A 26,102-nucleotide genomic window follows, 5' to 3' on the forward strand; every position below is an offset into this window, starting at 1 on the left:
CAAGGTACCCCGTCGGCGTGATCGAGCCCCGAACGAGCGCCGAGGCTTAGCGCACTTCCTTCAAATACTCATCAGAGAAGGCCTTCTGCGCGGCAGCCATCCGCCCGTAGTCCACGCTCTTGGCGCGGGCGTATTCGCTCGCCGGCAGGAACTGCGCTTCGATGTCCTTGGGCATGGCGCTCGCGCGCACCGGCCGCAGATAGGCCTTGGCCCAGATCGCCTGGCCTTCGTCGGACAGCGTGAAGTCGAGCACCTTCTTCGCATCGGCCGCGTGCGGGGCCTTGGCGACCAGGCTCATCACGTAGGGCACGGCCAGCGTGCCTTCGCTCGGGATCACGAAGGCGACGTTGGCCTTGTCCTTGTACTTGGCGCGGTAGGCGTTGAAGTCGTAGTCGAGCAGGATCGCGATCTCGCCCGACAGCACGCGCGCGTACGAGGTCTGCTTCGGCACGATGGGCTCGTTCTTCTGCAGCGCCTTGAAGTAGTCGATGGCCGGCTTGAAGTTGTCGAGCGTGCCGCCGCGTGCTTCGTTCACCGCCACCGCGCCGACATAGCCCACGAAGGCCGAGGCCGGGTCGAGGTAGCCGATCAGGCCCTTGTACTCGGGCTTGAGCAGGTCGGCCCACGACTTCGGGATCGGCTTGCCCTTGAGCGCGTCGACGTTGACCATGAAGCCGAGCGTGCCCGAGTGAATGGTGAACCAGTTGCCGGCCGGGTCCTTCAGGCCGTCGGGAATGTCTTTCCAGGCGGCGGGCTTGTAGGGCTCGACCACGCCGTCTTTCGCGGCCTGCACCGCGAAGGTCACGCCGAGGTAGGTGACGTCGGCCACGGGGCTGGCCTTCTCTGCGACCAGCTGCGCGAGCGACTGGCCCGAGTTCTTGTTGTCGGCCGGCACGGTGATGCCGGTCTTGGCCTTGATGGCCTTCAGCTGCGTGCCCCAGTCGGCCCATTCGGTCGGGCAGTTGTAGCAAATGGCGGTCTGGGCCATGGCGCTGCCGGCGGCGAGCGCGGCGGCCAGGATGCCGAGGCGAGCCAGGCGGTTGAAGCGAAGTGACATGGTGGGACTCCTTGGATGGATGTGGTCGGAGAACGAGGGAAGGTCAGGGAATCGCGGCGTTGTTGTCCTCGCGCGCCGAAGCGCACGACTCGCCGTCTCGGAAGGCATGGGCAAGCAGCAGGCTCGCGTCGGGCTGCAGCGTCGCGCCCCCGGCGATGGCCGGGATCAGCAGCTCGACGCTGTGGCGGCCGATGTCGCTGTTGGGCTGCGCGATGGTGGTGAGCGCAGGTGTGAGGTCTTCGCCGAGCGCGATGCCGTCGAAGCCGACCACGCTGAGGTCGTCGGGCACCGCCAGGCCGCTCAAGTGCGCGGCGCGGATGCTGCGGATGGCCAGCAGGTCGTTCGAGCAGATCAGCGCGGTGGGGCGGCGGCGCGCCTGCAGCTGGTGCGAGAGCGCATCGACCGCGGTTTCGACGAAAGGCACTTCGATCAGCGCGGGCGCGGCGAGCCCGGCCTCCGCCATGCCCCTGAGGTAGCCGCGATAGCGCTGCTGCGCACGGTCCGACGCGGCGAGCGTGCCGCTGACCATCGCGATGCGGCGATGGCCCAGCAGCACGAGGCGCGCGACGGCATCGGCCACGGCGCCTTCGCTGTCGACCGACACGCAGGGGTGGTCCGCGTGGCGGTTGTAGGCCAGCACATAAGGCACCTCCGCCGCCTGGAGCCGGGGCAGCGCGGCCGATGTCGAAGGATTCGACACTACGAGGATCAGCCCGTCGACATTGCCGGCCAGCAGCAGTTGCACCGCGCGTTCTTCTTCATCGAGCCGGTAGCCGGTGGTGACGGGAATGATCGCGTAGCCGCCCGCGATGGCCGCGCGCGCGATGCCCTGCAGGCACTCGGCGAAGGTCGGGTTGAGCAGTGTGGGGAGCACCACGCCGAGCACACGGCTGCGCTGGGTGCGCAGCGTGCGCGCGCTGGCGTTCGGCACATAGTTGAGCTCCCGCGCCACGCGCTCCACGAGTTCGCGGGTGACGGGCGTCACCTTGCCGGGAAAGTTGAAGGCCCGCGACACGGTGGCCACGGAGACCCCGGCTTTGGCTGCAACGGCTTGGATGCTCATCGTGCGGTGTTCATGTAATCGATTACATTGGACCGCCGCAGTATGACTTTGTTATGACATCGCGAGAAAGCGGGGAGAAACCCTCGGACTTTCGCGAGAGGGCAGACCCAAATAAGAAGGGGCCCGTAGGCCCCTGAGAACAAGTTACTTGCCCCGGCGAACCCGCCGGATCTCGTCCAGGATCAGGCAGATGGCGCCCAGCGTGATGGCGCTGTCCGCGGCATTGAAAGCAGGAAAGTACCAGTTGCCGGCGTGGAAGCTCAGGAAGTCCACGACATAGCCGTGCATCATCCGATCGACCACGTTGCCGATGGCGCCGCCCAGGATGCAGGCCATCGAAAACGAGAACAGCTTCTGCCCGGCGTGGGACTTCAGCATCCACACGATGAACACCGCGGCGCCCACGCCGATCACTGTGAACAGCCAGCGCTGCCACCCCGAGTGATCCGCCAGGAACGAGAAGGCCGCCCCGGTGTTGTGCGCACGCACGACGTTGAAGAAGCCCGTCACGTACGTTGCGTCACCGAGCTTGTAGTAGCCCAGGATCAGCGTCTTGGTGAACTGGTCGATGATCACGATGATCACTGCCAGCCCGAGCCAGGGCCAGATGCTGCTGCCGCCGCGTGAACGCGATGCCGACATGGAACGTGCCGCCGCCATCAGGCAACGCTCCGCGATTCGCCGGCGCCGAACAGGTTGCTCGTGCAACGGCCGCAGATCGTGGGATGCGCCGGGTCGTGGCCCACGTCGTCGCGGTAGTGCCAGCAGCGCTCGCACTTCTGCGCGGCGCTCGGCGTGACCACCGTCGACAGCGCGTCGCCGGCCGCCAGTTCGATGGCCGAGGCGATGAAGACGAACTTCAGGTCCTCGCCCAGGGTGCCCAGCAGCGCGAAGTCGTCGGCCGGTGCCGTCAGCTGCAGGTTGGCCTGCAGCGACGAGCCGACCTTGCCTTCGGCGCGCACGGCTTCGATGTCCTTGTTCACCGCGTCGCGGATCTCGCGGATGCGCGTCCACTTGGCGAGCAGGGCTTCGTCAGATGCGGGGAACTGGCTGTAGGTCTGCGCGAAGATCGATTCGCCCGGCTTGCCCGTGCCCACGATCTTCCAGGCCTCTTCGGCCGTGAAGCTCAGGAACGGCGCCATCCAGCGCAGCATGGCTTGCGAGATGTGCCACAGCGCGGTCTGTGCGCTGCGGCGCGCCAGCGAACCCGGGGCCGTCGTGTAGAGGCGGTCCTTCAGGATGTCGAGGTAGAAGCCGCCCAGGTCTTCCGAGCAGTAGATCTGCAGCTTGGCCACCACCGGGTGGAACTCGTACACCTTGTAGTGCGCGAGGATCTCGGCCTGGAACTGCGAAGCGCGCGCGAGCGCATAGCGGTCGATCTCGAACAGCTGGTCGAGCGGCACCGCATCCTTCTGGATGTCGAAGTCGCTCGTGTTCGCGAGCAGGAAGCGCAGCGTGTTGCGGATGCGGCGGTACGCATCGACCACGCGCGCCAGGATCTTGTCGTCGCCCGCGATGTCGCCCGAGTAGTCGCTCGCGGCCACCCACAGGCGGATGATTTCCGAGCCCAGCTTGTTGCTGATCTCTTGTGGGTCGATGCCGTTCTTGAGCGACTTGCTCATCTTGATGCCCTTGGCATCGACCGTGAAGCCGTGCGTCAGCAGGCCCTTGTACGGCGCACGGTCTTCCAGCATGCAGGCGATCAGCAGCGACGAATGGAACCAGCCGCGATGCTGGTCGTGGCCTTCGAGGTACAGGTCGGCCTCGGGGCCGGTGTCGTGGTGCACCGTGGGGTGCGTGCCGCGCAGCACGTGATAGAAGGTCGAGCCCGAGTCGAACCACACCTCCAGGATGTCGGTGCTCTTGGTGTAGTGCGGCGCGTCTTCGGCGCCGAGGATCTCTTCGACCGTCACGCGGCTCCAGGCCTCGATGCCGCCCTTCTCGACGATGTCGGCGGCCTGGTCGAGGATTTCCATGGTGCGCGGATGCAGCTCGCCCGAATCCTTGTGCAGGAAGAACGGGATCGGCACGCCCCAGCTGCGTTGTCGGCTGATGCACCAGTCGGGCCGCCCGGCGATCATGTCGTGCAGGCGGGCCTTGCCGTTCTCCGGGTAGAAACTGGTCTGTTCGATGGCGTCGAGCGCGGTCTGGCGCAGCGTCTTGGGTGCCTTGTCCTTGGTGAACACGCCTTCGCCCTCGTCCATGCGCACGAACCACTGCGCTGCGGCGCGGTAGATCACAGGCGTCTTGTGGCGCCAGCAGTGCGGATAGCTGTGGGTGATGGTCTCGGTGGTCAGCAGGCGGTTGGCATCGCGCAGCGCCGCGATGATGACCGGCACGGCTTTCCAGATGTTCTGCCCGCCGAAGAGCGGGAAGTCGGGGGCGTAGCTGCCGTTGCCCTGGACCGGGTTCAGGATGTCGTCGTACGCCACGCCATGGGCGATGCAGGAGTTGAAGTCATCCACGCCGTAGGCGGGCGAGGAGTGGACCAGGCCGGTGCCGTCGGTGGCGGTGGCGTAGTCGGCCAGGTACACCGGCGACAGGCGCTGGTAGCCGGCGTCCACGTCGTACAGCGGATGCTCGAATTCGAGCCCGCCGAGCGCCTCGCCCTTGACCGTGGCCAGCACCTTGCCGTCGAGCGCGTAGCGCGTCATGCACATCTCGACCAGCGAGTTGGCCAGGATCAGCAGGCCGCGCTCTGTGTCGACCAGCGAGTACTCCAGCTCGGGGTTCAGGTTGATCGCCTGGTTGGCCGGGATGGTCCACGCGGTGGTGGTCCAGATCACGGCGAAGATGTCGCCGAGGATCGTGTGGTCGGTGCCGAAGGCCTTGAGCACCTTCTCGCGCTCGTGCGCCTTGAAGGCCACGTCGAGGGTCTGGCTCTTCTTGTCGGCGTACTCGATCTCGAATTCGGCGAGCGAGGAGCCGCAGTCGAAGCACCAGTACACGGGCTTCAGGCCGCGGTACACGAAGCCGCGCTCGATCACGCGCTTGAACGCGCGCAGCTCGCCGGCTTCGTTGGCGAAGTCCATCGTCTTGTAGGGATGATCCCATTCGCCCAGCACGCCCAGGCGCTGGAAGTCGGCCATCTGCTGCGCGATCTGTTCCGTGGCGTAGGCGCGGCTCTTGGCCTGCATCTCGTCGCGGCTGAGGTTGCGGCCGAACTGCTTTTCGATGGCGTTCTCGATCGGCAGGCCGTGGCAGTCCCAGCCGGGCACGTAGAGCGCGTCGTAGCCTTCGAGCTGGCGCGCCTTGGTGATCATGTCCTTCAGGATCTTGTTCACCGCATGGCCCATATGGATCTGGCCGTTGGCGTAGGGCGGGCCGTCATGCAGGATGAACTTGGGCGCGCCGTGGCGGGCGTCGCGCAGGCGGTGGTAGCGGCCCTCGTCATTCCATTCCTTCACCCAACCCGGTTCGCGCTTGGGCAGGTCGCCGCGCATCGGGAAGGGGGTGTCGGGCAGGTTCAGCGTGGAACGGTAGTCGGTGGAGGTGGCAGCGTCAGACATGTTGGGGTGCGAAACAGGGGGCTTCGACAGGCTCGGCCCGAACTGCCCGGAAAAAAAGGAGCGCGTCGGTGCGGAAGGTAAAGCCGTTCACCCTGAGCTTGTCGAAGGGCGGCAGCACGGTGCGTGCAGGGCTAAATTCGATCGCGCGTGGTCTGGCGGTGGGTTTCGGCGTGGGTCGATGCAAAGAACGCACGTGCGTCGCGCCCATCCTTCGCGATGCCCGCAGTGAGGGCCTCGAGGCTGGTGTAGCGCAATTCGTCGTGCAGTTTGTGCAGGAGTTCCACGCGGACGATTTTACCGTAGGCCCCTTCGGCGCCCAGATGCGAGGGCCACTCAAGGCAATGCGTCTCCAGCAGAACCCGACCGGCGTTGACGTCGTTGGCGTCGAGCGAGGGCCGCACGCCGAGGTTGGCCACGCCCGGCAGCGGTTGCTCGGCCAGGCCGTGGACCAGCACCGCGAAGATGCCGCTGGCAGCCGGCTTCCAGTGCTTGAAGCGCAGGTTGAGGGTGCGAAAGCCATCGTCCTTGCCCGGCGAGGAGGCGCCCAGCGCGCGGCCCAGCTTGCGGCCATGGACCACGTGGCCCGAGATGGTGTACGGGCGGCCCAGCAGGGTGTGGGCGTCGGCCATGCGGCCTTCGGCCAGCGCATCGCGCACGGCGGAGCTGGACACCCGCAGGCCATGCACTTCGTAGCTGTTCATGCGTGCGACGTCGAAACCGCGGGCCTCGCCGGCCGCGTCGAGCATGGCGTAGTCGCCGGCCCGCTTGGCACCGAAGCGGAAGTCGTCGCCGACCAGCACGTAGCGCGCGCCCAGGCCGTCGATCAGCACGTTCTGGATGAACGCCTCGGGCGATTGGGACGCCAGCCGGCCGTCAAACGGCAGCACGATGGTCTGGGCCACGCCGCAGGCCGCCAGCTCGGTCAGCTTGTCGCGCAGCGTGCCGATGCGCGCCGGCGCCAGGTCGGGTTTCCTGGTGACGGCGGCGAAATAGTCGCGCGGGTGCGGCTCGAAGGTGAGCACGCAGCTCGGCAGCCCGCGGTGGCGGGCCTCGGTCTGCAGCAGCGCCAGCATGGCCTGGTGGCCACGGTGGACGCCGTCGAAATTCCCGATCGTGAGGGCGCAGGCCGGAGCTACGCCCGGGTGCCGGAAGCCGCGAAAAACCTGCATCGGTGAGTATCTTTTTGATAGCGCCTTTCGCCCGTCGAATGGGCGAATCAGGCCGATTTGTCACAAAGCCGGTATATTGTGACGCAGTGCGTGGTCTGGCGTGAGTCGCCGATGCACCCCGAGTCTCTGGTCTCTGCGTGGTTTTCTCGTTTCGAGGAGTCGTGTGTGAAGGTCTTGAAGCTGTCGGCCCAAGGGCTGCCCCAGTCATGGATTTCGCTGGAACAGGCGGTGATCCACTACGCGGCGGACGAAGTTCGCTGGGAAGTGGGCGCGCAGGTGGCGGTGTTCCGCGGCGGCCACAACGCGATCACGGGCGAGCAGTCGCAGATCGCGATCAACAGCATCATCGGCACCAAGGGCGTGCCGCGCATCAATCCCTTCACGCAGCGGCCCGGGCTCACCAACAGCAAGCTGTTCTCGCGCGACCGCAACGTTTGTGCTTACTGCGGCGGGCATTTCCATGAAGACGAACTCACGCGCGAGCACATCATCCCGTTTGCCCAGAGAGGCATCGACACCTGGATGAACGTGGTCACGGCCTGCAAGCCGTGCAACCATCGCAAGAGCAGCCGCACGCCCGAGCAGGCGAACATGCCGCTGCTCTACGCGCCCTACGTGCCCAGCCTCTGGGAAGACTTCATTCTGCGCAACCGCCGCATCCTGGCCGACCAGATGGAATTCCTGATGGCGCACCTGCCACAGAGTTCGCGGCTCCACGACGGCTAGGCCGAGGCGCTTCGCGCCAGACTGCTCCCACGCGCATCCGCTGCGCCCTCCGACCGGGCGCAGCATCGTTTTGCCGAACATGGCGGAACTTCTTCCTCCGTCGAGGAGGGGTGCACATGCGAGGAGGCGCCATGAGCATCGCCTTGAAACCGCTCCCCGGCTCCGGCCCCGAGGTGTCGGGTTCGTCCCGTCTGCCGCCAGGCCTTCGCAGCGTCGTGACCTGGGACGTGGACCCGCACGGCTACTGCACCGAGCACGAGCATGCCACGCGCGCCCACTTCGCACGGCGGCTGGCGGCCCTCAAGGGCTGCACTTTCGCGGGCGTCTACGATCCTCGGCAAGCCTACGGCAGCGTGCCCTACTTCGTGCCGAGCGACACCCTGACCGATCCGGCGCTCGTGCGCGCGACGGGCATCACCGGCGTGGACGACCTTTTCGGCGGGGTGGTGCCATACCCCTTCGTCGCCACCAAGGCGCTCACCCATCCGTTGATCGGTGCCGATGCTTCGCGGCCGGCGGGCTGGTCCCCGCGCTTCGCGACCGAGGCCGCGGAGGCGGTACTCCCCGGCTATTCGTGCTTCTCACGCGAAGAGGCGCGCAAGGCGGGGCGCATGCTGCTCGACGGCGGCCTCGCACGGGTCAAGCCGGTGATCGCGACCGGTGGACGTGGGCAGGTCGTCGTGGGAAGCGTCGATGCGCTCGACCGCTGTCTCGATGCCATGGACGAGACCGAGATCACGACCCGAGGCCTCGTGCTCGAGGAGAACCTCGACCGGCCGAGGACGTACAGCGTCGGACAGGTGAGCGTGGAGCACCTTGTCGCCAGCTATTGCGGCGAGCAGCGTTCGACCCGGGACAACGCCGGGCAGGAGGTCTACGGTGGTTCCGACCTCATGCTCGTGCGCGGCGATTTCGACAGGCTGCTCGCCGTCGTGAATCCGGCGCCGCCGCTTCGCCGTGCGATCGAGCAGGCGCGGCACTACCACCGGGCCGTGTCCGGTTGCTACCCGGGCTTCTTCGCCTCGCGGGTGAACTATGACGTGGCGCAGGGCATGGGCAGCCGAGGCGACTGGCGTTCGGGGGTGCTGGAGCAGTCGTGGCGCGTGGGTGGCGCCACGGGCGCGGAGATCGCGGCGCTCGAAGCGTTCCACGCGCATCCGAAGTGCGACCGCGTGCGCGCGTCCTCCTTCGAGGTCTACGGAGCGGCCGCGCCACCCGCGGATGCCATCGTGGCCTACCACGGCATCGACCGCGAGATCGGGCGGCTTTCGAAATTCACACTGCTGAAGCGACATGCCGACACGCCATAGCCTCATCGACATTGCCGTGGACGGCCAGCACATCCAGGGCACGCTGTTTGCCGCGTCGACCATGGTGCCCGGTGTGCTCCTGGTCCACGGCTGGGATGGAAGCCAGGAGCAATACCTGAAGCGGGCCAATGAAATCGCGGCGCTGGGCTGCGTGTGCCTGACTTTCGATCTGCGAGGGCATGCGCGCCACGCGGCGCAGCGCCTGGAGGTGACCCGCGAAGACAATCTGCGCGATGTGTTGGCTGCGTACGACGTGCTGGTCGGCCATCCGACCGTCGACCCCGGCGCCATCGCCATCGTCGGCAGCAGCTATGGCGGGTATCTCGCTTCGCTGGTAAGCGCCCTGCGGCCGGTGCGCTGGCTCGCGCTGCGTGCGCCGGCGCTCTACCGCGACCGCGAGTGGGACACGCCCAAGGGAAAGCTGAGCCGGTCCGACCTCGTGGCCTACCGCCGCTCGCTCGTGGGACCCGGCGACAACCGGGCACTGGCGGCATGCGCGGCCTTTGCCGGCGACGTCCTCATCGTCGAGTCGGAGGACGACCAGATCGTCCCCCACCCCGTGGTGGAGAACTACCTGGCTGCCTTCAAGCGGGTGAAATCGGTGACCTACCGCGTGCTTTCCGGCGCGGATCACGCGCTGTCCAAACAGGAGTCGCGGCAGGCCTACGGCTCGTTGCTGGTCTCGTGGATCACCGAAATGACGCTCGGAGCCCGGGCGACGGCGACCATCACGAAGCCGGTTGCCAGCAGTTCGGCCTGAGCAGGCGCGCGCCGCCAAGCCGAAAGCCGGCCAGCTACTTTTTCATCGCCTTGACTTCGGCCATGCCCCTGGCCTCGTCGGCCTTGGCCTGCTTCACGCATGCGGACTTCGCATCGCCCTTCTGGTCGTCGCATTTTTCCTTCGCGATACTGTAGGCCGCTTCCACCTTGGCCTCCGCCACCTTGCGTGCATTGCTGTCGCTGGGCTTCAGCTTCTGGTCGAGTTCAGCCTTGGCGATCTTTTCCTTGCCCTTGGCCTCTTCGATGCAGACGTCCTTGGCGTTGTCCTTCATGGCATCGCATGCCGCCCGGTCGGCCTTGTAGTCGGCGGCGATCTTGTCGCGGCCAGCCTTGAGTTCGGCGATGGCGGGGTCGACGGAGGCCGGCGGTGGCGTGTTCACTTGAGCTTGCGCGGGCAGCATCGCAAGGAATGCGATTGCCGCGCAGATCTGCATGAGCTTTTCCATGATCAATCTCCTTGACGTCGGCATCGGATCTCCAGCAAAAGGCATGGGGGATCCGACACCGAAAATCCATCTTAGGAATCGAGGTCATGGAGGCGGTAGGACGCCTTTCGGTGCGGCCGTAAGCGCATGCCGACGGGCAGTGGACTTTCTTCTCAGCGCTTCCAGTCCGGCGGGCGTTTGTCGATGAAAGCTTGCACGCCTTCGAGTGCGCTCTCGTCCATCATGTTGCAGGCCATGGTCTGGCTGGCATCGGCCAGCGCGGCCTCGATGCCGGTTTCGATCTGGCGATAGAACAGGGCCTTGCCCAGCGCTAGCGCCTTGCGGGGCTTGGCGACGATGCTGGCCACCAGTGTCTCGACGGCCGCGTCGAGTTCCTCGGGCGGCGCCACGCGGTTGACCAACCCCTTCTCGCGCGCTTCCCGCGCGTCGATGAAATCGCCCGTCACCAGCATCTCGAAGGCTTCCTTGCGGCCGAGGTTGCGCGAAAGCGTGACGCTCGGCGTGGCGCAGAACAGCCCCACGTTCACGCCGCTGACCGCGAAGCGCGCCTCGCTCGACGCCACCGCCAGGTCGCAGACAGCGACGAGCTGGCAGCCCGCCGCCGTCGCGATGCCGTGCACGCGCGCGATCACGGGCACCGGCAGCTTCTGGATCGACAGCATCATCGCGCCGCAGCGTTCGAACAGCTGCCGGTAGTAGCCGAGCGAGGGTGCGGCGCGCATTTCCTTCAGGTCGTGGCCCGCGCAGAAGGCCTTGCCCGCTGCCGCGATGACGACCGCGCGAATGCTGTCGTCTGCCGCGATCTCGCCGAGCGCCTGCTCGAGCGCGCCGAGCATGCCTTCCGACAGCGCGTTGAACGAGGCCGGCCGGTTCAGCGTCAGCGTGGCCACGCCGCGGCTGTCGCGCGCCTGCAGGACGAAGGGCGTGCTCGCGTCGTTCATGGCCGGCCTCGCTTCAGTAGGTCAGTTCGAGCACGGTCGTGTGCTCGCTCGCGGCCGGCCACGTGAGGCCCGTGATGCGCTCGCCGTTGAATTCACCGGTCACCGCGCGCGGGGCGCCACCGCCCTCGATGCGCAGCCGCGAGGTCGAAACGCCCGAGCCCTGGGGTGGCACACCTGTCGGAGGGCTCTTGCCGTCGAAGCGCATGGTGTCGCGCTGTGCGTCGAAGTAGCCGCGCGGCCGCGTGAACACGACGACCGCGCTGGCTCCGTTGTCGGCCGGAATGATGCGTTCCGGCCGCAGGTTCACGACGCTGCTGCTGCGCGGAAAGGGGCTGCGGTAGATGTGCGTGGTGCCGTAGCTCGGCGTGGCCAGGACAAATTCGTAGGCCGCGTCGCCGCGCGCCTTGAAAGGCCCCCAGCGGCCATCGGCGCCGACCGACTTGGTGAAAACGGCCTCGCCGAGCCGCACGCCGGTGGCAGGGGCGACGGCGTACACGGTGACCTTCGCGCCGTTCAGCGGAAGATTTTCCGCGCCGAGCGCACGACCGTTGAGCACGACATCCGCCTCGGCCGCAACGTCGGTGCTGCGCGGCGCCTGCCCGGTCAGGAACTGCCAGGTCGCTGCGAACGCCGCGGGCGAGAACGAGGTCTCGCGATGATCGACGCGCGGCAGCACCACATTGGTCGCGCCCTTGAGCGCCGGCCCGTCGAAGCCGATGTTCGTCGGCTTGCCGGGCGCGCCGATCCACACGCCATCGGGCTGCGCATACTTGTCGTTGTTGTCCGAGCGCAGGGTCATCCACTTCACGCCCGGCGTGACCTCCTCGCCGTTCGGCCCCTTCGGCGCATTGAGCTGCTGCATGAAGCCGGACAGTCCCGAGAACTCGTTGTTCTCGCGGAAGCCCTTCACCACCCAGATGCCGTGCGCCGGGTTGCCGCCCAGCACCACATGGCTCACCACGGCCGCGCCGCCGCCGTTCTGCACGTAGTTGCGGATGGTGTTGCCGCCGCGCGAGTTGCCGATCAGCACGACCTTGCTGGCGCCGGTGGCCTTCAGCACCTTGTCGACCTCGGCCTTCAGGAACACCGCCGAATCGCCGGTCGAGCTGCGCCCGGCCTGGGCCACGGCGTCGTCGTCGCGCGCGACCGGGTTCGGCTGGTCGACAGCGAAGAGCCGCTCGCGCGGCCAGCCGTTCGACTCGAAGCGCCAGATCGTCGTCTGCCAGAGCGCGGCCGAGTCGCCGTTGCCGTGCATGAACACGATGGGCGGGCGCTCGGTGTAGGAAGGCGTGGGAGAGGTGGCGCAGGCGGTCAGCATGGCGGCAGTGGTTCCGGTGGCGGCCATGGCGACCAGAAGAGAGCGGCGAGTCTGCATGTTTCGTTCCTGGGGTCCGGGAGTGAGGGGCCAAGTGAAAAACGCCCGCCGGCGCGAAGCGAGCGGGCGTTGGATGCTAGCGGAACACCGCGGAACCGGCTTTGCCGGGCCGCAGGTGTTGCCCCCGGTAGGGGGGTGGCGCAGCGACACGAAGTGCGCGCAGCCCTGGGGGCGAGCCTTGTCCTAGGCGAAGACGCCGGCGGTGTCCTGCATGCGGGCCGACACTTCGCCCAGGTGGTGCAGCGTGTCGCCGAAGGTCATTTCCATCTGTGTGAGCTTGCGGAAATAGTGGCTGCCGATGTATTCGTCGGTCACGCCGATGCCGCCGTGCAGCTGCACCGAGTTCGCGGCCACGAAGCGCATCGACACGCCGAGCTGGTACTTGGCTCGTGCCAGCGCCTGGCGGCGTTCGTCCGCCGGGGCGTTGAGCTTGAGCGTCGCGTAGTAGCTCATCGAGCGCGCGAGCTCGAGCTGCATCTTCATGTCGGCGACGCGGTGACGCAGCGCCTGGAAGGTCGAGATGGCCACGCCGAACTGCTTGCGCTGGTTCATGTAGTCGACGGTGACGGCCATGGTCTTGTCCATCACGCCGACGGCTTCGGCACAGGTGGCGGCAATGCCGACGTCCACCGCGTATTCGAGCGCGGCCAGGCCATCGAGCGTGACCAGCGTCGCATCGGCCTTGTCGAACACCACTTCGGCCGCGCGGCCGCCGTCCTGCGTGCCGTAGCCGCGGGCCTCGACGCCGCTGGCACTGCGCTCGACCAGGAAGAGGGCGATCTTGCCGCCGACCTTGGCGGGCACCAGGAAGGCGTCGGCTTCGTCGCCCACCGGCACCACGCTCTTGGCGCCGGTCAGCGCATAGCCGTCGCCCGACTTGGCGGCCGTGGCCTCGCACACGTCGAGGCGCCAGCGTGCCTTGCGCTCCTGGTACGCCAGCACCACGATGGCCTGGCCGCCCGCGATGCGCGGCAGCCAGCTGTCCTTGGTGTCTGCGCCGGCATAGCCGCTGAGCACCGCACCGGCGATCAGCGTCTGCGCAAAGGGCTCCAGCACGATGCCGCGGCCCAGTTCTTCCATGACGACCATGCCTGCCACGGGGCCCATGCCCAGTCCGCCGTCGTCCTCGCTGATGTACAGGCCGCCCAGGCCAAGCTCGGCCAGTTCGTCCCAGGCCTCGCGCGAGAAGCCGCCCTTGGCCTCGATGCCGCGGCGGCGCTCGAAGTCGTAGCCCTTGTCGACCCACTTGCGAACGGCGTCGCGCAGTTGTTCCTGGTCGTCGGTGAAGTTGAAATCCATGTTCTTGTCTCCTCAGCCCAGAACCGTCTGCGCGACGATGTTGCGTTGCACTTCGTTCGAGCCACCGTAGATGGTGGTCTTGCGCATGTTGAAGAAGGTGGACGTCAGCGGCGCGAGCGCCGGGTTGCCGCCCGGGAAGTTGCCCTGCCAGCCGGCTTCCATCGCCTCGCGGATCAGCGGCAGCGAATACGGGCCGCCGGCCAGCATCATCAGTTCGCTGTAGCGCTGCTGGATCTCGCTGCCGCGGATCTTGAGCAGGCCCGCGACGTCGAGCGAGTTCTTGCCCGAAGTGGCGGCCGACAGCACGCGCAGCACCATCATCTCGAGCGCGACGATGTCGACCTCGAGCTTGGCGATCTCGTCGCGGAAGCGCTGGTCGTCGTAGACGCCTTCGCTCTTCGCGATGCGCTTGAGGCGCTCGAGTTCGCGCTTGGCGCGATTCACGTCGGCGATGTTGGTGCGTTCGTGCGAGAGCAGGTGCTTGGCGTAGGTCCAGCCCTTGTTCTCCTCGCCGATCAGGTTCTCGGCGGGCACTTCGACGTTGTCGAAGAACACCTCGTTCACTTCATGGCCGCCGTCGAGCAGCTTGATGGGGCGCACGGTCACGCCGGGCGACTTCATGTCGAGCAGCAGGAAGCTGATGCCCGTTTGCGGCTTGCCTTCGTTGCTGGTGCGCACGAGGTTGAACATCCAGTCGCCGTGCTGGCCGAGCGTGGTCCAGGTCTTCTGGCCATTGACGATGTACTTGTCGCCCTTGCGTTCGGCCTTGGTCTTCACGGACGCGAGGTCGGAGCCCGAACCTGGTTCGCTGTAGCCCTGGCTCCACCAGACTTCGCCGCTGGCGATGCCGGGGAGAAAGCGCTTCTGCTGCTCGGCATTGCCGAAGGCCATGATCACCGGCGCCACCATCACCGGGCCGAACGGGATGATGCGCGGCGCGCCAGCCAGGGCGGTTTCTTCCTCGAACAGGTGGCGCTGCACGGCGGTCCAGCCCGGGCCGCCGAATTCCTTCGGCCAGCCGTAGCCGAGCCAGCCCTTCTTGCCAAGGATCCTGGCCCAGCCTTGCAGATCGTCGCGCGTCAGCTCGAGCGCGTTGTGCACCTTGTGCGAAATCTCTTGGGGAAGGTTCTCTTTGACCCAGGCGCGAACCTCTTCGCGGAACTTCTGTTCTTCGGGTGTGAAGCTCAAATCCATGCGTGCCTCGCTGTGTTGATCGGTTCACCGCAGACGCGGTGTGTCTCCGGAACCGTGAGTTTTAGCACGGTCGTGCTGTGAAACGGTGTCCGCGCCGCGACAAGCGTGGGCACAGATAATCCCGCCTTCCCATGAAGAACATCGTGATCCTGATCTCCGGCGGCGGCTCCAACATGGCAGCCATCGTGCGCGCCGCCGAGCGCGACCGCTGGGCCGAGCGCTTCGGCGCACGCATCGCCGCCGTGGTGAGCAACAAGGCCGAGGCCGGCGGACTGGCAATCGCCAAGGCGCACGGCATCGACACCGCAGTCATCCCGCACAAGGATTTCGCCACCCGCGAAGCTTTCGACGCAGCGCTGGCGACGGCGGTCGACGGCTACGCGCCGGCCCTGGTGGTGCTGGCGGGGTTCATGCGCATCCTGACGCCGGGCTTCGTTGAACGCTACGCCGGCCGGCTGGTGAACATCCATCCCTCGCTGCTGCCGGCGTTCCCGGGACTCCACACGCACCAGCGCGCCATCGAGGCGGGCTGCAAGGTGGCGGGCGTGACGGTCCATCAGGTGACCACCGAGCTCGACCACGGACCGATACTGGCCCAGGCCGTCGTGCCCGTGCTGCCCGACGACACGGCGGTCACCCTGGCCGGGCGGGTGCTGGCGCAGGAGCATCTGTTGTATCCGTGTGCTATTGCCGGGTGGCTGGCAGATACATCGAGTCACAATCGGTAAAGTTGTTTATATTCGCGGGTTTTCGGGAGCTTAGAAAGTGAAAACCCAATCGTTGCTGCTGGCCGTTGCCAGCGCCGCCCTGATGGCGGCCTGTGCCGCTCCGGCGCCCGCGCCCGCCCCGGCACCTGCTGCGCCGCCGCCTGAACCGGTCTACCAGTGCAACGCCGATGGCGCCCGCTTTGCCGTGGGCCAGCCGCTGACGCCCCAGCTCGAAGCCGCCGCCCGCGTGCGTGCAGCCGCCGGCACGGTGCGCGTGCTGAAGCCCGGCGACGCGGCCACGACAGAACTCAATGGCGGTCGGCTCAATCTCGACGTCGACGCCCGCAGCCGCGTGACGGACGTCCGCTGCGGTTGATGGAACCGGAATTGCTACGAAAAATGTAGCAGTTCATTCAGGCAAGGCGGGCATGCACTGCCTGCCTGGCTAGATCGGGGTGAATCTTTGCCGGGGCGTACCGTCGATCTCGACGGTTTCGCCGAACATGGCGGCCGGCCGGACCCAGAGGCCATGGGCGCCGTACAGGGCGCGATACAGCGTCATCGGCTCCAGCGTCTCGCTGTGGCGCACGGTGCCGATCACTTCGTATTCGCCACCCTTGTAGTGGCGGTAGCGGCCGGGGGGCGTTTCGATCAGGGGCGGGAGGTCTTCGTCGTTCAACGGGGCTTCTTTCTTCAAAAACTGTCGGGGCTTGATTTGACGGGAGTCGGATGGATCGCGCTGATTTTGTTCACCTGGTTCGACTGAGCGAGCACGCCAGCGCGGACGACGGTGCGCGCTATCGACGCAGCGTCGCGGCCTTTGCCGCGCTCGGCTACCTGTGGGTACTGGGCTGTCTCGGGCTTTCGGTGGGCATCATTGTCTGGGTGGTTTCCTCGATCGGGGGAGCGCGCTCCAATTTCACGCGGGGCTGGCTGCTGCTGTTCGCCCTGGGGCTGCTGTGGGCCACGCTGCGCGCGCTCTGGGTGCGCTTCGACGAGCCCGAGGGCGTGGAAATCCGCAGGGCCGACGCGCCGGCACTCTTCGAGGCGCTGGACCGCATCCGCGGCAAGATCAAGGGGCCGCCGGTCCACCACGTCTATCTCGATGACGAATTCAATGCCAGCATCCGGCAGGTGCCGCGCTTCGGGCTGTTCGGCGGCGCCGTCAACTCGCTGAGCATCGGCCTGCCGCTGATGATGATGCTCGACCGGCGGCGGCTGCTGTCGGTGCTGGCGCACGAATACGGCCATCTGCGCGGCAACCACGGCAAGCTGAGCGCCTGGATCTACCGCACCCGCCTGTCGTGGCTCAAGCTCGATGCCGACCTGCAGCGCAACGAGGGCGTGATGGCGCTGTTTTCGCAGGCCTTCTTCCGCTGGTACTTCCCACGCTTCGCGGCCAAGACCTTCGCGCTGGCTCGCCAGGACGAGTACGAAGCCGACCGCATCTCGGGCCGGCTGCTGGGCGCTTCCGTGGCGGCGGCTGCACTGACCGAGATCGCGATCAAGGGCAACTGGTACGCCAACGAGTTCTGGCCCTGGCATTGGGCCCGCGCCGAGCATGAGCCGCAGCCTCCGGGCCCGTTCGAGGCCCTGCGCAAGCGCGTGCATACGCCGCCCGGCGAAGACTTCGCCCGCCAGGCGCTGCGCGAGGCGATGCGCCGCGTCAGCGACCTCGAAGACACCCACCCCGTCTTGCGGGATCGCCTGGAGGCGCTCGACCAGAAGGCGGTCATGCCCGAGTGGTCGATGCGCCCGGCACTCGAGCTGTTGGCCGACGAAAAGCAATGGATCGAGCATTTCGACCAACAATGGCGCCGCGCCCACGCCTCCGACTGGAAGCAGCACCATGCACACCGGTCGCGCATCCGCGAGCGCATCACCGTGCTGGCCGCGCGTGGCGAGCGCAATACGCCCGACGAGATGGTCGAGTGGGCCGATTCCGAGCGGCGGCTCGATCCCGCCGCCCCCGTGCGCGTGCGCTACGAGAGCGCCCTGCAGATCGCGCCGGAGCATCCCGGCGCGCTGCGCGGGCTGGCCCAGATGCTGCCGGCGAGCGATCGGGAAGCGCGTCTTGCCGTGCTCGAACGGCTGCACGGCTCCGGCGCCGCCAGCCGCTGGTGGGCGGCCAGGAGCGCCGTGGCCTCGCTCGAAGATCCCGACGCGGGGCCGCACGATGAAGAGGCGCTGAAGCTGTGGCGCGGCCGTCTCAAGGAGGCGGAAGAGGCCGAGACGCGTGCTTGGGAAGAGATCACCGGCACCCCGGTCTTCAGCCAGATCTCGCGGCACGACCTGAACGATTTCGAGCTGGGCGAACTGCGGGCCGACCTGGTGCGCTGCCTGCCTGCCTCGCGGGCCTGGCTGGTGCGCAAGAACCTGCACGAATTCCCGTGGCGCCGAGCCTATATCGTGTTCGTCGAGCTACCGGGGCTCGACGACGAAGACCGCTGGAACCTGTGCCGCCAGCTGGAGCAGACCCTCACGCTGCCGGGCGCCGCGCTGGTGCTGTGGGCTGGCCATTCGCCCAAGCTGGAAGACGTCGAGCGGGAGGCCTTCGGAGCCGTCTGGATGCGCGGCGCATAGCCCTTCGGACTGGACGGGGCGGCGGCTGAGACAATCGGGGGATGCACCCCAAAGCCCTGTTGGAGGCCACCGCCGATCTGGTCGGCCTTGTCCTGAAATTCGATCACCCGGCCGACCAGGTCGTTTCGCGGTTCTTCCGCGACCACCGCGAGTTCGGCCCGCGCGAGCGCGCGACGCTTGCCGAAACCGTCTACACCGTGCTTCGCAAGAAGCTGCTGTTCGATCACCTTTCGCCCTCGGGCAGTGGCTCGAAGGAGCGCCGCATGGCGATCCTGGGCTTTCATGGCCCGCGCGATTTTCTGAAGAGCGCGCTCAACGACACCGAAAAGCGCTGGCTCGACAACTGCGACGCCGTCAAGCCGGACGACCTGCTGGAACGCCATCGCCACAACCTGCCCGAGTGGTTGGTGGCGCCGCTCAAGGCGCAGCTGGGCGACGGCTTCTGGCCGCTGGTCGAAGCACTGCAGCAGCCCGCACCGCTCGATCTGCGCGTCAATGCGCTGACCGACAAGCGCGCGGATGTGAAGGCGGAGCTTGCGAAGGCTGCTATCAAATCGGAAGCAACCCCGTTCTCGCCCTGGGGCCTGCGCATCGACGGCAAGCCGGCACTGACCAAGCTGGACGCCTTTGCCCGTGGCGCCATCGAGGTGCAGGACGAAGGCTCCCAACTGCTGGCGCTGCTGCTGGACGCCAAGCGCGGCGAGATGGTGGTCGATTTTTGCGCCGGTGCCGGCGGCAAGACGCTGGCCATCGGCGCGACGATGCGCAACACCGGCCGGCTGTATGCCTTCGACACCTCGGCGCACCGCCTCGACGCGCTCAAGCCGCGGCTGGCGCGCAGCAAGCTCTCGAACGTCCATCCGGCCGCGATCGCGCACGAGCGCGACGACCGCATCAAGCGCCTGGCGGGCAAGATCGACCGCGTGCTGGTCGACGCGCCCTGTTCGGGGCTGGGCACGCTGCGGCGCAATCCTGACCTGAAATGGCGCCAGTCGCTCAAATCGGTCGAGGAACTGACGGTCAAGCAGACGGCAATCCTGCAAAGCGCGGCGCGGCTCGTGAAATCGGGCGGCCGTCTGGTTTATGCCACGTGCAGCGTGCTGCCGGAGGAAAACGAGGCGATTGCGGAGGCCTTCGGCGCCGCCAACCCCGATTTCGTGCCCGTGGATGCGGCGGAGCTGTTGCAGGGCCTGAAAGTCGAGGGCTCCGAGGCGCTGTGCGCCGGCGGGGAGGGCGGCCGCCGCTACCTGCGGCTGTGGCCGCACCGTCATTCGACCGACGGTTTCTTCGCCGCGGCGTGGAACCGGAAATAGAGGCGGAACTCCAAACTAGGGTTAATCTGCGCTTTTCTTGAAGGTTTAAAGGCTTTGCTTTAGGCCTGCCGCTTTAAAATCGCGGGTTATCTAAAGGCTGCACCTTCGTGTGGCCATGGAGTACCTGACTCAATGTTGCTTCCTGACTCGGCCGTCCTGAATGCGGCTATCCAATGGCTCGGACACGGCCTGTGGGACCTCGCATGGTGGCAAGTCGTGCTGTACACGCTTGTCACCACGCACATCACGATTGCCGCGGTCACGATCTTCCTGCACCGCACGCAGACGCACCGGGCCATGGATCTGGGCCCGATCCCATCGCATTTCTTCCGCTTCTGGCTGTGGCTCGGCACGGGCATGGTGACGAAGGAATGGGTCGCCATCCACCGCAAGCACCACGCCAAGTGCGAAACCGTCGACGACCCGCACAGCCCGCAGGTCAAGGGCATCGACGAAGTGCTCTGGCGCGGCGCCGAGCTGTATCGCGCCGAGTCGAAGAACAAGGAAACGATGGAGCGCTACGGCCACGGCACGCCCGATGACTGGATCGAGCGCAACCTGTATACGCGCTACAGCTGGCAGGGTGTGGGCTTGATGCTCGTGATCAACCTGGCGCTGTTCGGCACGCTTGGCATGGCCGTGTGGGCCGTGCAGATGCTCTGGATCCCCATCACCGCCGCCGGCGTCATCAATGGCATCGGCCACTACTGGGGCTATCGCAACTTCGAGGCGCCGGACGCCAGCCGCAACATCATGCCCTGGGGCCTGATCATCGGTGGCGAAGAGCTGCACAACAACCATCACACCTATCCGACCTCGGCCAAGTTCTCGGTCAAGAAGTACGAGTTCGACATCGGCTGGATCTACATCCAGGTGTTCCAGAAGCTCGGCTGGGCCAAGGTCAAGAAGGTGCCGCCGAAGATGCTGATGGGTGATATCCAGCCCGTGGCCAACGAGAAGACGCTCGAGGCCGTCATCGCCAACCGCTATGAAGTCATGGCTGGCTATGCGCGCGAAATGCGCCGTGCCACCAGCCAGGAGCTGGACGCGCTGAAGACCAAGGGGGCCGACCTGTCGGTGCTCAAGGCTGCCAAGCGCTGGCTGCACCGCGACGACGACAAGGTGCCTGCCGCGGCCCGTTCGCATGTGGTGCAGGCCCGCGCCGCCCACCCCGTGCTCGACAAGATGGCCACGATGCGCGAAGAGTTGCGCCAGCTGTGGCTGAACACCTCCCAGTCGCGCGAGCAGCTGGCCGCCGATCTGGCAGCTTGGTGCCACCGGGCGGAAGCCAGCGGCATTGCCGGCCTGCGCGACTTCTCGACCCGCCTGCGCGCTGCACGCGCCTGACGCGAGCCACGCGCCAATCAAAAGGCCGGCTTGATTGCCGGCTTTTTTACGCCTGTCGTTTCTTGCGGCATGCTCCGCTTTTCCGATGAGGGGAGGGCGAGAGCGAAAACTGCAGGCAACAAAAAACCCGCTGGGTAAGCAGCGGGTTTTTTGTTTGGGAGAACCAGAGGGCCGAATTACTTCAGCTTGATTTCCTTGTATTCGACGTGCTTGCGCGCCTTCGGGTCGAACTTCATGATCGACATCTTTTCAGGCATCGTCTTCTTGTTCTTGCTGGTCGTGTAGAAGTGGCCGGTACCCGCGGTGGATTCCAGCTTGATCTTTTCGCGTCCGCCTTTGCTCGTTGCCATGTTTCAGCTCCTTAAGCTTGGCCGCGTGCGCGCAGGTCTGCGAGCACGGCGTCGATACCGTTCTTGTCGATCAGGCGCAGTGCAGCGCTCGAAACGCGCAGGCGAACCCAGCGATTTTCAGTCTCGACCCAGAAACGGCGGTATTGCAGGTTCGGCAGGAACCGGCGCTTGGTTTTGTTGTTGGCGTGGGAAACGTTGTTTCCGACCATCGGGCCTTTGCCCGTTACGTCGCATACGCGTGCCATGTGGACACTCTTTCTTGAACAGCTGGCACCGGCGCAATCGTGGCGATTGCAGGTGTTTTGCAGCTTGACCTCGCCAGAAAACGGGTGGCGGTACCCCGGCTTTGCCTGTATGCCAGGAATCCCCATGAGAGGGCCCTGTTTCGGCAAAGCCTTGGATTATAGCCCTTTTGGGGCTCGCACCGGTTACAGCGTGCCGTCCTGCTCCAGGAATCGCTGAGCGTCGAGTGCCGCCATGCAGCCGGTGCCCGCGCTCGTGATGGCCTGGCGGTACACGTTGTCCTGCACGTCGCCGGCGGCAAAGACGCCCGGAATGCTGGTCATCGTGGCGAAGCCCTGCAGGCCCGAGCGGGTCAGGATGTAGTTGTCCTTCATCTCCAGCTGGCCCTGGAAGATGTCGGTGTTGGGATGGTGCCCGATGGCAATGAAGCAGCCCTTGAGGTCGATCTGCTCGGTGGCTCCGCTCTGTGTGTTCTTGATCCGGATGCCCGTCACGCCCGAGTCGTCGCCGAGCACCTGGTCGAGTTCGTTGTGCAGCTTCAGCACGATCTTGCCTTCGGCGACCTTCTCGTTGAGCTTGTCGATCAGGATGGGTTCGGCGCGGAACTTGTCGCGGCGATGCACCAGCGTCACCTTGTTCGCGATGTTGGCGAGGTAGAGCGCTTCTTCGACAGCGGTGTTGCCGCCTCCGATCACGCAGACCTCCTGCTCGCGGTAGAAGAAGCCGTCGCAGGTCGCGCAGGCGGAGACGCCGCGGCCCATGAACTTCTGTTCGGAATCGATGCCCAGGTACTTCGCGGAAGCACCCGTGGCAATGATCAGCGAGTCGCAGGTGTAGGTGCCGCTGTCGCCGGTGAGGGTGAAGGGGCGCTTGCCCAGGTCGACCTTGTTGATGTGGTCGAAAACGATCTGCGTCTTGAAACGCTCGGCGTGCTCCAGGAAGCGCTGCATCAGGTCGGGGCCCTGCACGCCGTGGACGTCGGCCGGCCAGTTGTCGACCTCGGTGGTGGTCATCAATTGCCCACCCTGGGCGATGCCGGTGATGAGCAGGGGCTGAAGGTTTGCGCGGGCTGCGTAGACGGCTGCGGTATAGCCGGCCGGGCCGGAGCCGAGAATCAAAACCTTGGCGTGTCGAGGAGCGGACATGAGTAGAAAACCTAAGATATACGCTGCTTCAGCGTGTACATTTTCAGGGTGGTAGCGATATATATGGAGTATCACTGCCCGGTTCAACACCGGGTAAACGGTGTTTTCAATGCGCGCGATTGTAGTAATCCATCGGCTTGCTCTTCGGACTGCTCTGCGCGCTGTATCAGGGATTGATAAATGTCGATGCTTTCCAACCTCGAATTGCTTCGGCGCGTTCCGCTGTTCGCGTCGCTGACGGCCACGCAGTCCGCCAGCATCGCGGACGCGATCATCAAGAAGCGCTTCAAGCGCGCGGAGGTCGTGGTGGAGCAGGGCAAGAAGTCCGATGCGCTCTACATCATCCTGACCGGCCGCGCGCGCGTCACCAGCGCCGACAGCCGCGGGCGCGAGGTCATCCTCGCCACGCTGCACCCCGGCGACTACCTGGGCGAGATGAGCCTCATCGACGACGAGCCGCACTCGGCCACGGTGCGCACCGAAATCCAGTGCGACGTGCTCATGCTGGGCCGCGACGCCTTCGCGCGCTGCCTGCCCGAGAATTCCTCGATGGCCTACAACATCATGCGTGGCCTGGTGCAGCGCCTGCGCCATGCCGACCGCAAGATCGAGTCGCTGGCGCTGATGGACGTCTACGGCCGCGTGGCCCGCTCGCTGCTCGAGTTCGCCGTCGAGGACGGCGCCGGCAATCTCAAGGTGCGCGACAAGATTTCCCGCCAGGACCTGGCCAAGATGGTGGGCGCTTCACGCGAAATGGTCAGCCGTGTGATGAAGGACCTCGAAGAGCGAGGTTTCGTGCAAACCCTGGATGACGGGTCGATGATCGTCAAGGAACGGCTCCTGTCGTTGGCTTGAACCTCCAGGGCCGGGTCCGCCGCTGCCGGCGGTCCTGGCCTTTTGTTGTAGTGTTCGTGCTTCCGGCCCCCGCTTTTCCGGGCCGGGCGCCGTGTTTTTCATGACCTATTCGCTCAATACGCTTCAATCTTCTTCCGCCGCCGAGGGGCAACCCGTGCGCATGCGCGCCATGCGCTTCGCCCATGAGATCACGCTGATCGCAGGATTCGCGGCGCTGTTGTTCTGGCTGCTCGCGATGCTGAGCTTCACGCCTTCGGACGCCGCCTGGTCGACCTCGGGCACAGGGGGAGAAATCAAGAACTGGGGCGGCCGCATCGGCGCCTGGCTGGCCGATGGCAGCTATTACCTTGCCGGCTATTCCGTGTGGTGGTGCCTTTTCGCCGGACTGCGCGCATGGCTCTCTTCGCTGGCCAACTGGCTGCGCGGCGGCGAGCCTGCATCCGCCGAGCAACCGGCGCCGCGTGGGCGCTTCAATCGCAGCCGTCTTGCCTTCTGGTTTGGCCTCGTCCTGCTGCTGTGCGCAAGCACCATGCTCGAATGGTCGCGCCTGTACCGGCTCGAGGCGCATCTGCCGGGTTCCGGCGGCGGCGCGCTGGGCTATCTCGTGGGGCCGGCCAGCGTGCGCTGGATGGGCTTCACTGGATCGGCGCTGGTGGCCATCGCCGGCGGCGTGATCGGCTCGGCGCTGGTGTTCCGTTTCTCCTGGAGCCTGATCGCCGAGCGCATCGGCGCGCGTGCCTATTCGCTGTTCGAGTCGCGTCGCGAGAAACGCGAAATGGCGGCCGACATCGCCATGGGCAAGCAGGCCGCCCGCGAGCGTGCCGAGGCCGACGAACCAGCGTTCACGCGCGACGACGCGGCCAGGGCGGAGCCCTCGCTGGTTTCGTCGTCAGGTGGCGCCTTCGACGACGAGGACGAAATCCATATCGAGCCGCGCCCCAAGCGCCGCCCGCCATCGCCGCCGGTGCAGATCGAGCCCGCGATGACCGAAGTGCCCAGGAGCGACCGCGTCGTCAAGGAGCGCCAGAAGCCGCTCTTCAAGGAACTGCCCGACAGCAAGCTGCCGCAGGTCGACTTGCTCGACGCCGCGCAGGCGCGCCAGGAAACAGTGTCGGCCGACACGCTCGAGATGACCTCGCGCATGATCGAGAAGAAGCTCAAGGACTTCGGCGTCGAGGTGCGCGTGGTGCTCGCTTCGCCCGGTCCCGTCATCACGCGCTACGAGATCGAGCCCGCCACGGGCGTCAAGGGCTCGCAGATCCTCGGTCTTGCCAAGGACCTCGCACGCTCGCTCTCGCTGGTGTCGATCCGCGTGGTCGAGACAATCCCGGGCAAGAACTACATGGCGCTTGAGCTGCCGAACGCCAAGCGCCAGTCGATCAAGCTCAGCGAAATCCTGGGCTCACAGATCTACAACGAAGGCAAGTCGATGCTCACCATGGGCCTCGGCAAGGACATCATCGGCAACCCGGTGGTGGCCGACCTCGCGAAGATGCCGCACGTGCTGGTGGCCGGTACCACCGGTTCGGGCAAGTCGGTGGGCATCAACGCGATGATCCTCTCGCTGCTCTACAAGGCCGAGGCACGCGACGTTCGCCTGCTGATGATCGACCCGAAGATGCTCGAAATGTCGGTCTACGAAGGCATTCCGCACCTGCTGGCGCCCGTGGTCACCGACATGCGCCAGGCGGCGCACGGCCTGAACTGGTGCGTGGCCGAGATGGAGCGCCGCTACAAGCTCATGAGCAAGCTCGGCGTGCGCAACCTGGCCGGCTACAACACCAAGATCGACGAAGCCAAGGCGCGCGAGGAGTTCATCTACAACCCCTTCAGCCTCACACCGGACGATCCGGAGCCGCTGCGGCGCGAACCGCACATCGTCGTGGTCATCGACGAGTTGGCCGACCTGATGATGGTGGTCGGCAAGAAGATCGAAGAGCTGATCGCCCGTCTCGCGCAGAAGGCGCGTGCCGCCGGCATCCACCTCATTCTTGCCACCCAGCGCCCGAGCGTCGACGTGATCACCGGCCTCATCAAGGCCAACATCCCGACCCGCATCGCGTTCCAGGTGTCGAGCAAGATCGACAGCCGCACCATCCTCGACCAGATGGGCGCCGAGGCGCTGCTGGGCATGGGCGACATGCTCTACATGCCCAGCGGCACGGGCCTGCCGATCCGCGTGCACGGGGCCTTCGTCAGCGATGAGGAAGTGCACCGCGTGGTGGCCTATCTCAAGAGCCAGGGCGAGCCCGACTACATCGAGGGCGTGCTCGAAGGCGGCACGGTCGATGGCGACGGTGAAGGCGACCTGCTGGGCAGTGGCGACGGCGAGAAAGACCCGATGTACGACCAGGCGGTCGAAGTCGTGCTCAAGAACCGCAAGGCCAGCATCTCGCTGGTGCAGCGCCACCTGAAGATCGGCTACAACCGCGCCGCGCGCCTCGTCGAGGACATGGAAAAGGCCGGCCTGGTCAGTGCGATGAGTGGCAGCGGCCAGCGCGAAATTCTGGTGCCCGCGCGCGCGGCAGAGTAATTCGCCGCGCTGTGGTTCTCAAGATTCAGGTTACGTGCTGAAAGGCAATTTGCAAAAACGCCCATCGGCATTGCAAATCTTCATGAAGCCCTGCTGCTGCCGCAATTCGCGGCGGTTAGGGTCGATGCCAATGCCACAGCTTTTCCAAGCGAGGAAT

General features: G+C 66.1%; 24 protein-coding genes. 10 read left to right on the top strand and 14 right to left on the bottom strand.

What is annotated here, in order from left to right; all coding sequences use genetic code 11:
• Nucleotides 1–46: 46 nt before the first annotated feature.
• The 5 genes from PMI12_RS06210 to PMI12_RS06230 all read right to left on the bottom strand — a co-directional run bounded on the left by PMI12_RS06210 (nucleotide 47) and on the right by PMI12_RS06230 (nucleotide 6,798).
• Complete coding sequence (locus PMI12_RS06210; RefSeq protein WP_007830241.1) at nucleotides 47–1,057, bottom strand: ABC transporter substrate-binding protein; 1,011 nt, start codon at nucleotides 1,055–1,057, stop codon at nucleotides 47–49.
• Between the two features lie 43 nt (nucleotides 1,058–1,100).
• Complete coding sequence (locus PMI12_RS06215; protein WP_007830244.1) at nucleotides 1,101–2,120, bottom strand: LacI family DNA-binding transcriptional regulator; 1,020 nt, start codon at nucleotides 2,118–2,120, stop codon at nucleotides 1,101–1,103.
• A gap of 144 nt (nucleotides 2,121–2,264) precedes the next feature.
• On the bottom strand, nucleotides 2,265–2,780 hold the full coding sequence (lspA, locus tag PMI12_RS06220; RefSeq protein WP_007830246.1) for a signal peptidase II: 516 nt from the start codon (nucleotides 2,778–2,780) through the stop codon (nucleotides 2,265–2,267).
• Nucleotides 2,780–5,629 carry an isoleucine--tRNA ligase gene (ileS, locus tag PMI12_RS06225; RefSeq protein WP_007830248.1) on the bottom strand — a complete coding sequence of 950 codons (2,850 nt, stop codon included), beginning with the start codon at nucleotides 5,627–5,629 and terminating at the stop codon, nucleotides 2,780–2,782. Before ileS ends, lspA begins: the two co-directional genes overlap by 1 nt.
• Before the next feature lie 131 nt (nucleotides 5,630–5,760).
• Nucleotides 5,761–6,798 (bottom strand): bifunctional riboflavin kinase/FAD synthetase, encoded by a 1,038-nt coding sequence (locus PMI12_RS06230; RefSeq protein WP_007830250.1) that lies wholly within the window; start codon nucleotides 6,796–6,798, stop codon nucleotides 5,761–5,763.
• Nucleotides 6,799–6,963: 165 nt separating this feature from the next.
• On the opposite strand from PMI12_RS06230, the gene PMI12_RS06235 reads away from it, so the two are divergent.
• The 3 genes from PMI12_RS06235 to PMI12_RS06245 all read left to right on the top strand — a co-directional run bounded on the left by PMI12_RS06235 (nucleotide 6,964) and on the right by PMI12_RS06245 (nucleotide 9,594).
• Nucleotides 6,964–7,524 carry an HNH endonuclease gene (locus PMI12_RS06235; protein WP_007830252.1) on the top strand — a complete coding sequence of 187 codons (561 nt, stop codon included), beginning with the start codon at nucleotides 6,964–6,966 and terminating at the stop codon, nucleotides 7,522–7,524.
• A 143-nt stretch (nucleotides 7,525–7,667) separates the two neighbouring features.
• Entirely contained in the window at nucleotides 7,668–8,834 is a 1,167-nt protein-coding gene (locus PMI12_RS06240) for a DUF3182 family protein (protein WP_237726051.1), read from the top strand.
• Nucleotides 8,818–9,594, top strand: coding sequence for an alpha/beta hydrolase family protein (locus PMI12_RS06245; protein ID WP_007830256.1), 777 nt, complete (start codon nucleotides 8,818–8,820; stop codon nucleotides 9,592–9,594). Before PMI12_RS06240 ends, PMI12_RS06245 begins: the two co-directional genes overlap by 17 nt.
• 34 nt (nucleotides 9,595–9,628) lie before the next feature.
• Here PMI12_RS06245 and PMI12_RS06250 read toward each other — a convergent pair whose 3' ends face one another.
• The 5 genes from PMI12_RS06250 to PMI12_RS06270 all read right to left on the bottom strand — a co-directional run bounded on the left by PMI12_RS06250 (nucleotide 9,629) and on the right by PMI12_RS06270 (nucleotide 14,869).
• On the bottom strand, nucleotides 9,629–10,060 hold the full coding sequence (locus PMI12_RS06250) for a hypothetical protein (protein ID WP_007830258.1): 432 nt from the start codon (nucleotides 10,058–10,060) through the stop codon (nucleotides 9,629–9,631).
• A gap of 152 nt (nucleotides 10,061–10,212) precedes the next feature.
• Nucleotides 10,213–11,001: an enoyl-CoA hydratase gene (locus PMI12_RS06255; protein ID WP_007830261.1), complete on the bottom strand. Its 789-nt coding sequence runs from the start codon at nucleotides 10,999–11,001 to the stop codon at nucleotides 10,213–10,215.
• A 13-nt stretch (nucleotides 11,002–11,014) separates the two neighbouring features.
• Complete coding sequence (locus PMI12_RS06260) at nucleotides 11,015–12,376, bottom strand: alpha/beta fold hydrolase (RefSeq protein WP_007830263.1); 1,362 nt, start codon at nucleotides 12,374–12,376, stop codon at nucleotides 11,015–11,017.
• A gap of 183 nt (nucleotides 12,377–12,559) precedes the next feature.
• The gene (locus PMI12_RS06265) at nucleotides 12,560–13,675 is read right to left on the bottom strand and encodes an acyl-CoA dehydrogenase family protein (RefSeq protein ID WP_007830269.1); all 1,116 of its coding nucleotides are present in this window, start codon (nucleotides 13,673–13,675) and stop codon (nucleotides 12,560–12,562) included.
• Between the two features lie 12 nt (nucleotides 13,676–13,687).
• Nucleotides 13,688–14,869 carry an acyl-CoA dehydrogenase family protein gene (locus tag PMI12_RS06270; RefSeq protein WP_007830272.1) on the bottom strand — a complete coding sequence of 394 codons (1,182 nt, stop codon included), beginning with the start codon at nucleotides 14,867–14,869 and terminating at the stop codon, nucleotides 13,688–13,690.
• A 131-nt stretch (nucleotides 14,870–15,000) separates the two neighbouring features.
• Between PMI12_RS06270 and purN the strand changes: the two genes are divergently transcribed.
• Both purN and PMI12_RS06280 read left to right on the top strand, forming a co-directional pair.
• Nucleotides 15,001–15,597: a phosphoribosylglycinamide formyltransferase gene (gene purN, locus PMI12_RS06275; protein ID WP_007830274.1), complete on the top strand. Its 597-nt coding sequence runs from the start codon at nucleotides 15,001–15,003 to the stop codon at nucleotides 15,595–15,597.
• Between the two features lie 37 nt (nucleotides 15,598–15,634).
• Complete coding sequence (locus PMI12_RS06280) at nucleotides 15,635–15,952, top strand: I78 family peptidase inhibitor (protein ID WP_007830276.1); 318 nt, start codon at nucleotides 15,635–15,637, stop codon at nucleotides 15,950–15,952.
• Between the two features lie 69 nt (nucleotides 15,953–16,021).
• Here PMI12_RS06280 and PMI12_RS06285 read toward each other — a convergent pair whose 3' ends face one another.
• Nucleotides 16,022–16,255, bottom strand: a complete 234-nt coding sequence (locus PMI12_RS06285; RefSeq protein WP_007830278.1) for a DUF1653 domain-containing protein — start codon at nucleotides 16,253–16,255, stop codon at nucleotides 16,022–16,024.
• 50 nt (nucleotides 16,256–16,305) lie between these two features.
• On the opposite strand from PMI12_RS06285, the gene PMI12_RS06290 reads away from it, so the two are divergent.
• From PMI12_RS06290 to PMI12_RS06300, 3 genes are all read left to right on the top strand, one after another.
• Entirely contained in the window at nucleotides 16,306–18,159 is a 1,854-nt protein-coding gene (locus PMI12_RS06290; protein WP_007830280.1) for a M48 family metallopeptidase, read from the top strand.
• Nucleotides 18,160–18,200: 41 nt separating this feature from the next.
• The gene (locus tag PMI12_RS06295) at nucleotides 18,201–19,472 is read left to right on the top strand and encodes an RsmB/NOP family class I SAM-dependent RNA methyltransferase (RefSeq protein WP_007830283.1); all 1,272 of its coding nucleotides are present in this window, start codon (nucleotides 18,201–18,203) and stop codon (nucleotides 19,470–19,472) included.
• A gap of 132 nt (nucleotides 19,473–19,604) precedes the next feature.
• A complete protein-coding gene (locus PMI12_RS06300; protein WP_007830285.1) occupies nucleotides 19,605–20,819 on the top strand; it encodes a DesA family fatty acid desaturase in 1,215 nt (404 codons plus the stop codon).
• Nucleotides 20,820–20,995: 176 nt separating this feature from the next.
• On the opposite strand, the gene rpmG is transcribed toward PMI12_RS06300, so the two are convergent.
• The 3 genes from rpmG to trxB form a co-directional block, all read right to left on the bottom strand.
• The gene (gene rpmG, locus PMI12_RS06305) at nucleotides 20,996–21,169 is read right to left on the bottom strand and encodes a 50S ribosomal protein L33 (RefSeq protein WP_007830291.1); all 174 of its coding nucleotides are present in this window, start codon (nucleotides 21,167–21,169) and stop codon (nucleotides 20,996–20,998) included.
• Nucleotides 21,170–21,180: 11 nt separating this feature from the next.
• A complete protein-coding gene (gene rpmB / locus PMI12_RS06310; RefSeq protein WP_007830293.1) occupies nucleotides 21,181–21,414 on the bottom strand; it encodes a 50S ribosomal protein L28 in 234 nt (77 codons plus the stop codon).
• A 183-nt stretch (nucleotides 21,415–21,597) separates the two neighbouring features.
• Nucleotides 21,598–22,557, bottom strand: a complete 960-nt coding sequence (gene trxB, locus PMI12_RS06315) for a thioredoxin-disulfide reductase (protein WP_007830294.1) — start codon at nucleotides 22,555–22,557, stop codon at nucleotides 21,598–21,600.
• A gap of 180 nt (nucleotides 22,558–22,737) precedes the next feature.
• On the opposite strand from trxB, the gene PMI12_RS06320 reads away from it, so the two are divergent.
• Nucleotides 22,738–23,412: a Crp/Fnr family transcriptional regulator gene (locus PMI12_RS06320; RefSeq protein WP_007830295.1), complete on the top strand. Its 675-nt coding sequence runs from the start codon at nucleotides 22,738–22,740 to the stop codon at nucleotides 23,410–23,412.
• A 100-nt stretch (nucleotides 23,413–23,512) separates the two neighbouring features.
• Nucleotides 23,513–25,945 carry a DNA translocase FtsK gene (locus PMI12_RS06325; protein ID WP_007830297.1) on the top strand — a complete coding sequence of 811 codons (2,433 nt, stop codon included), beginning with the start codon at nucleotides 23,513–23,515 and terminating at the stop codon, nucleotides 25,943–25,945.
• Nucleotides 25,946–26,102: the final 157 nt, after the last annotated feature.

This window comes from Variovorax sp. CF313 (assembly GCF_000282635.1).
Taxonomy (GTDB): Bacteria; Pseudomonadota; Gammaproteobacteria; order Burkholderiales; family Burkholderiaceae_C; genus Variovorax.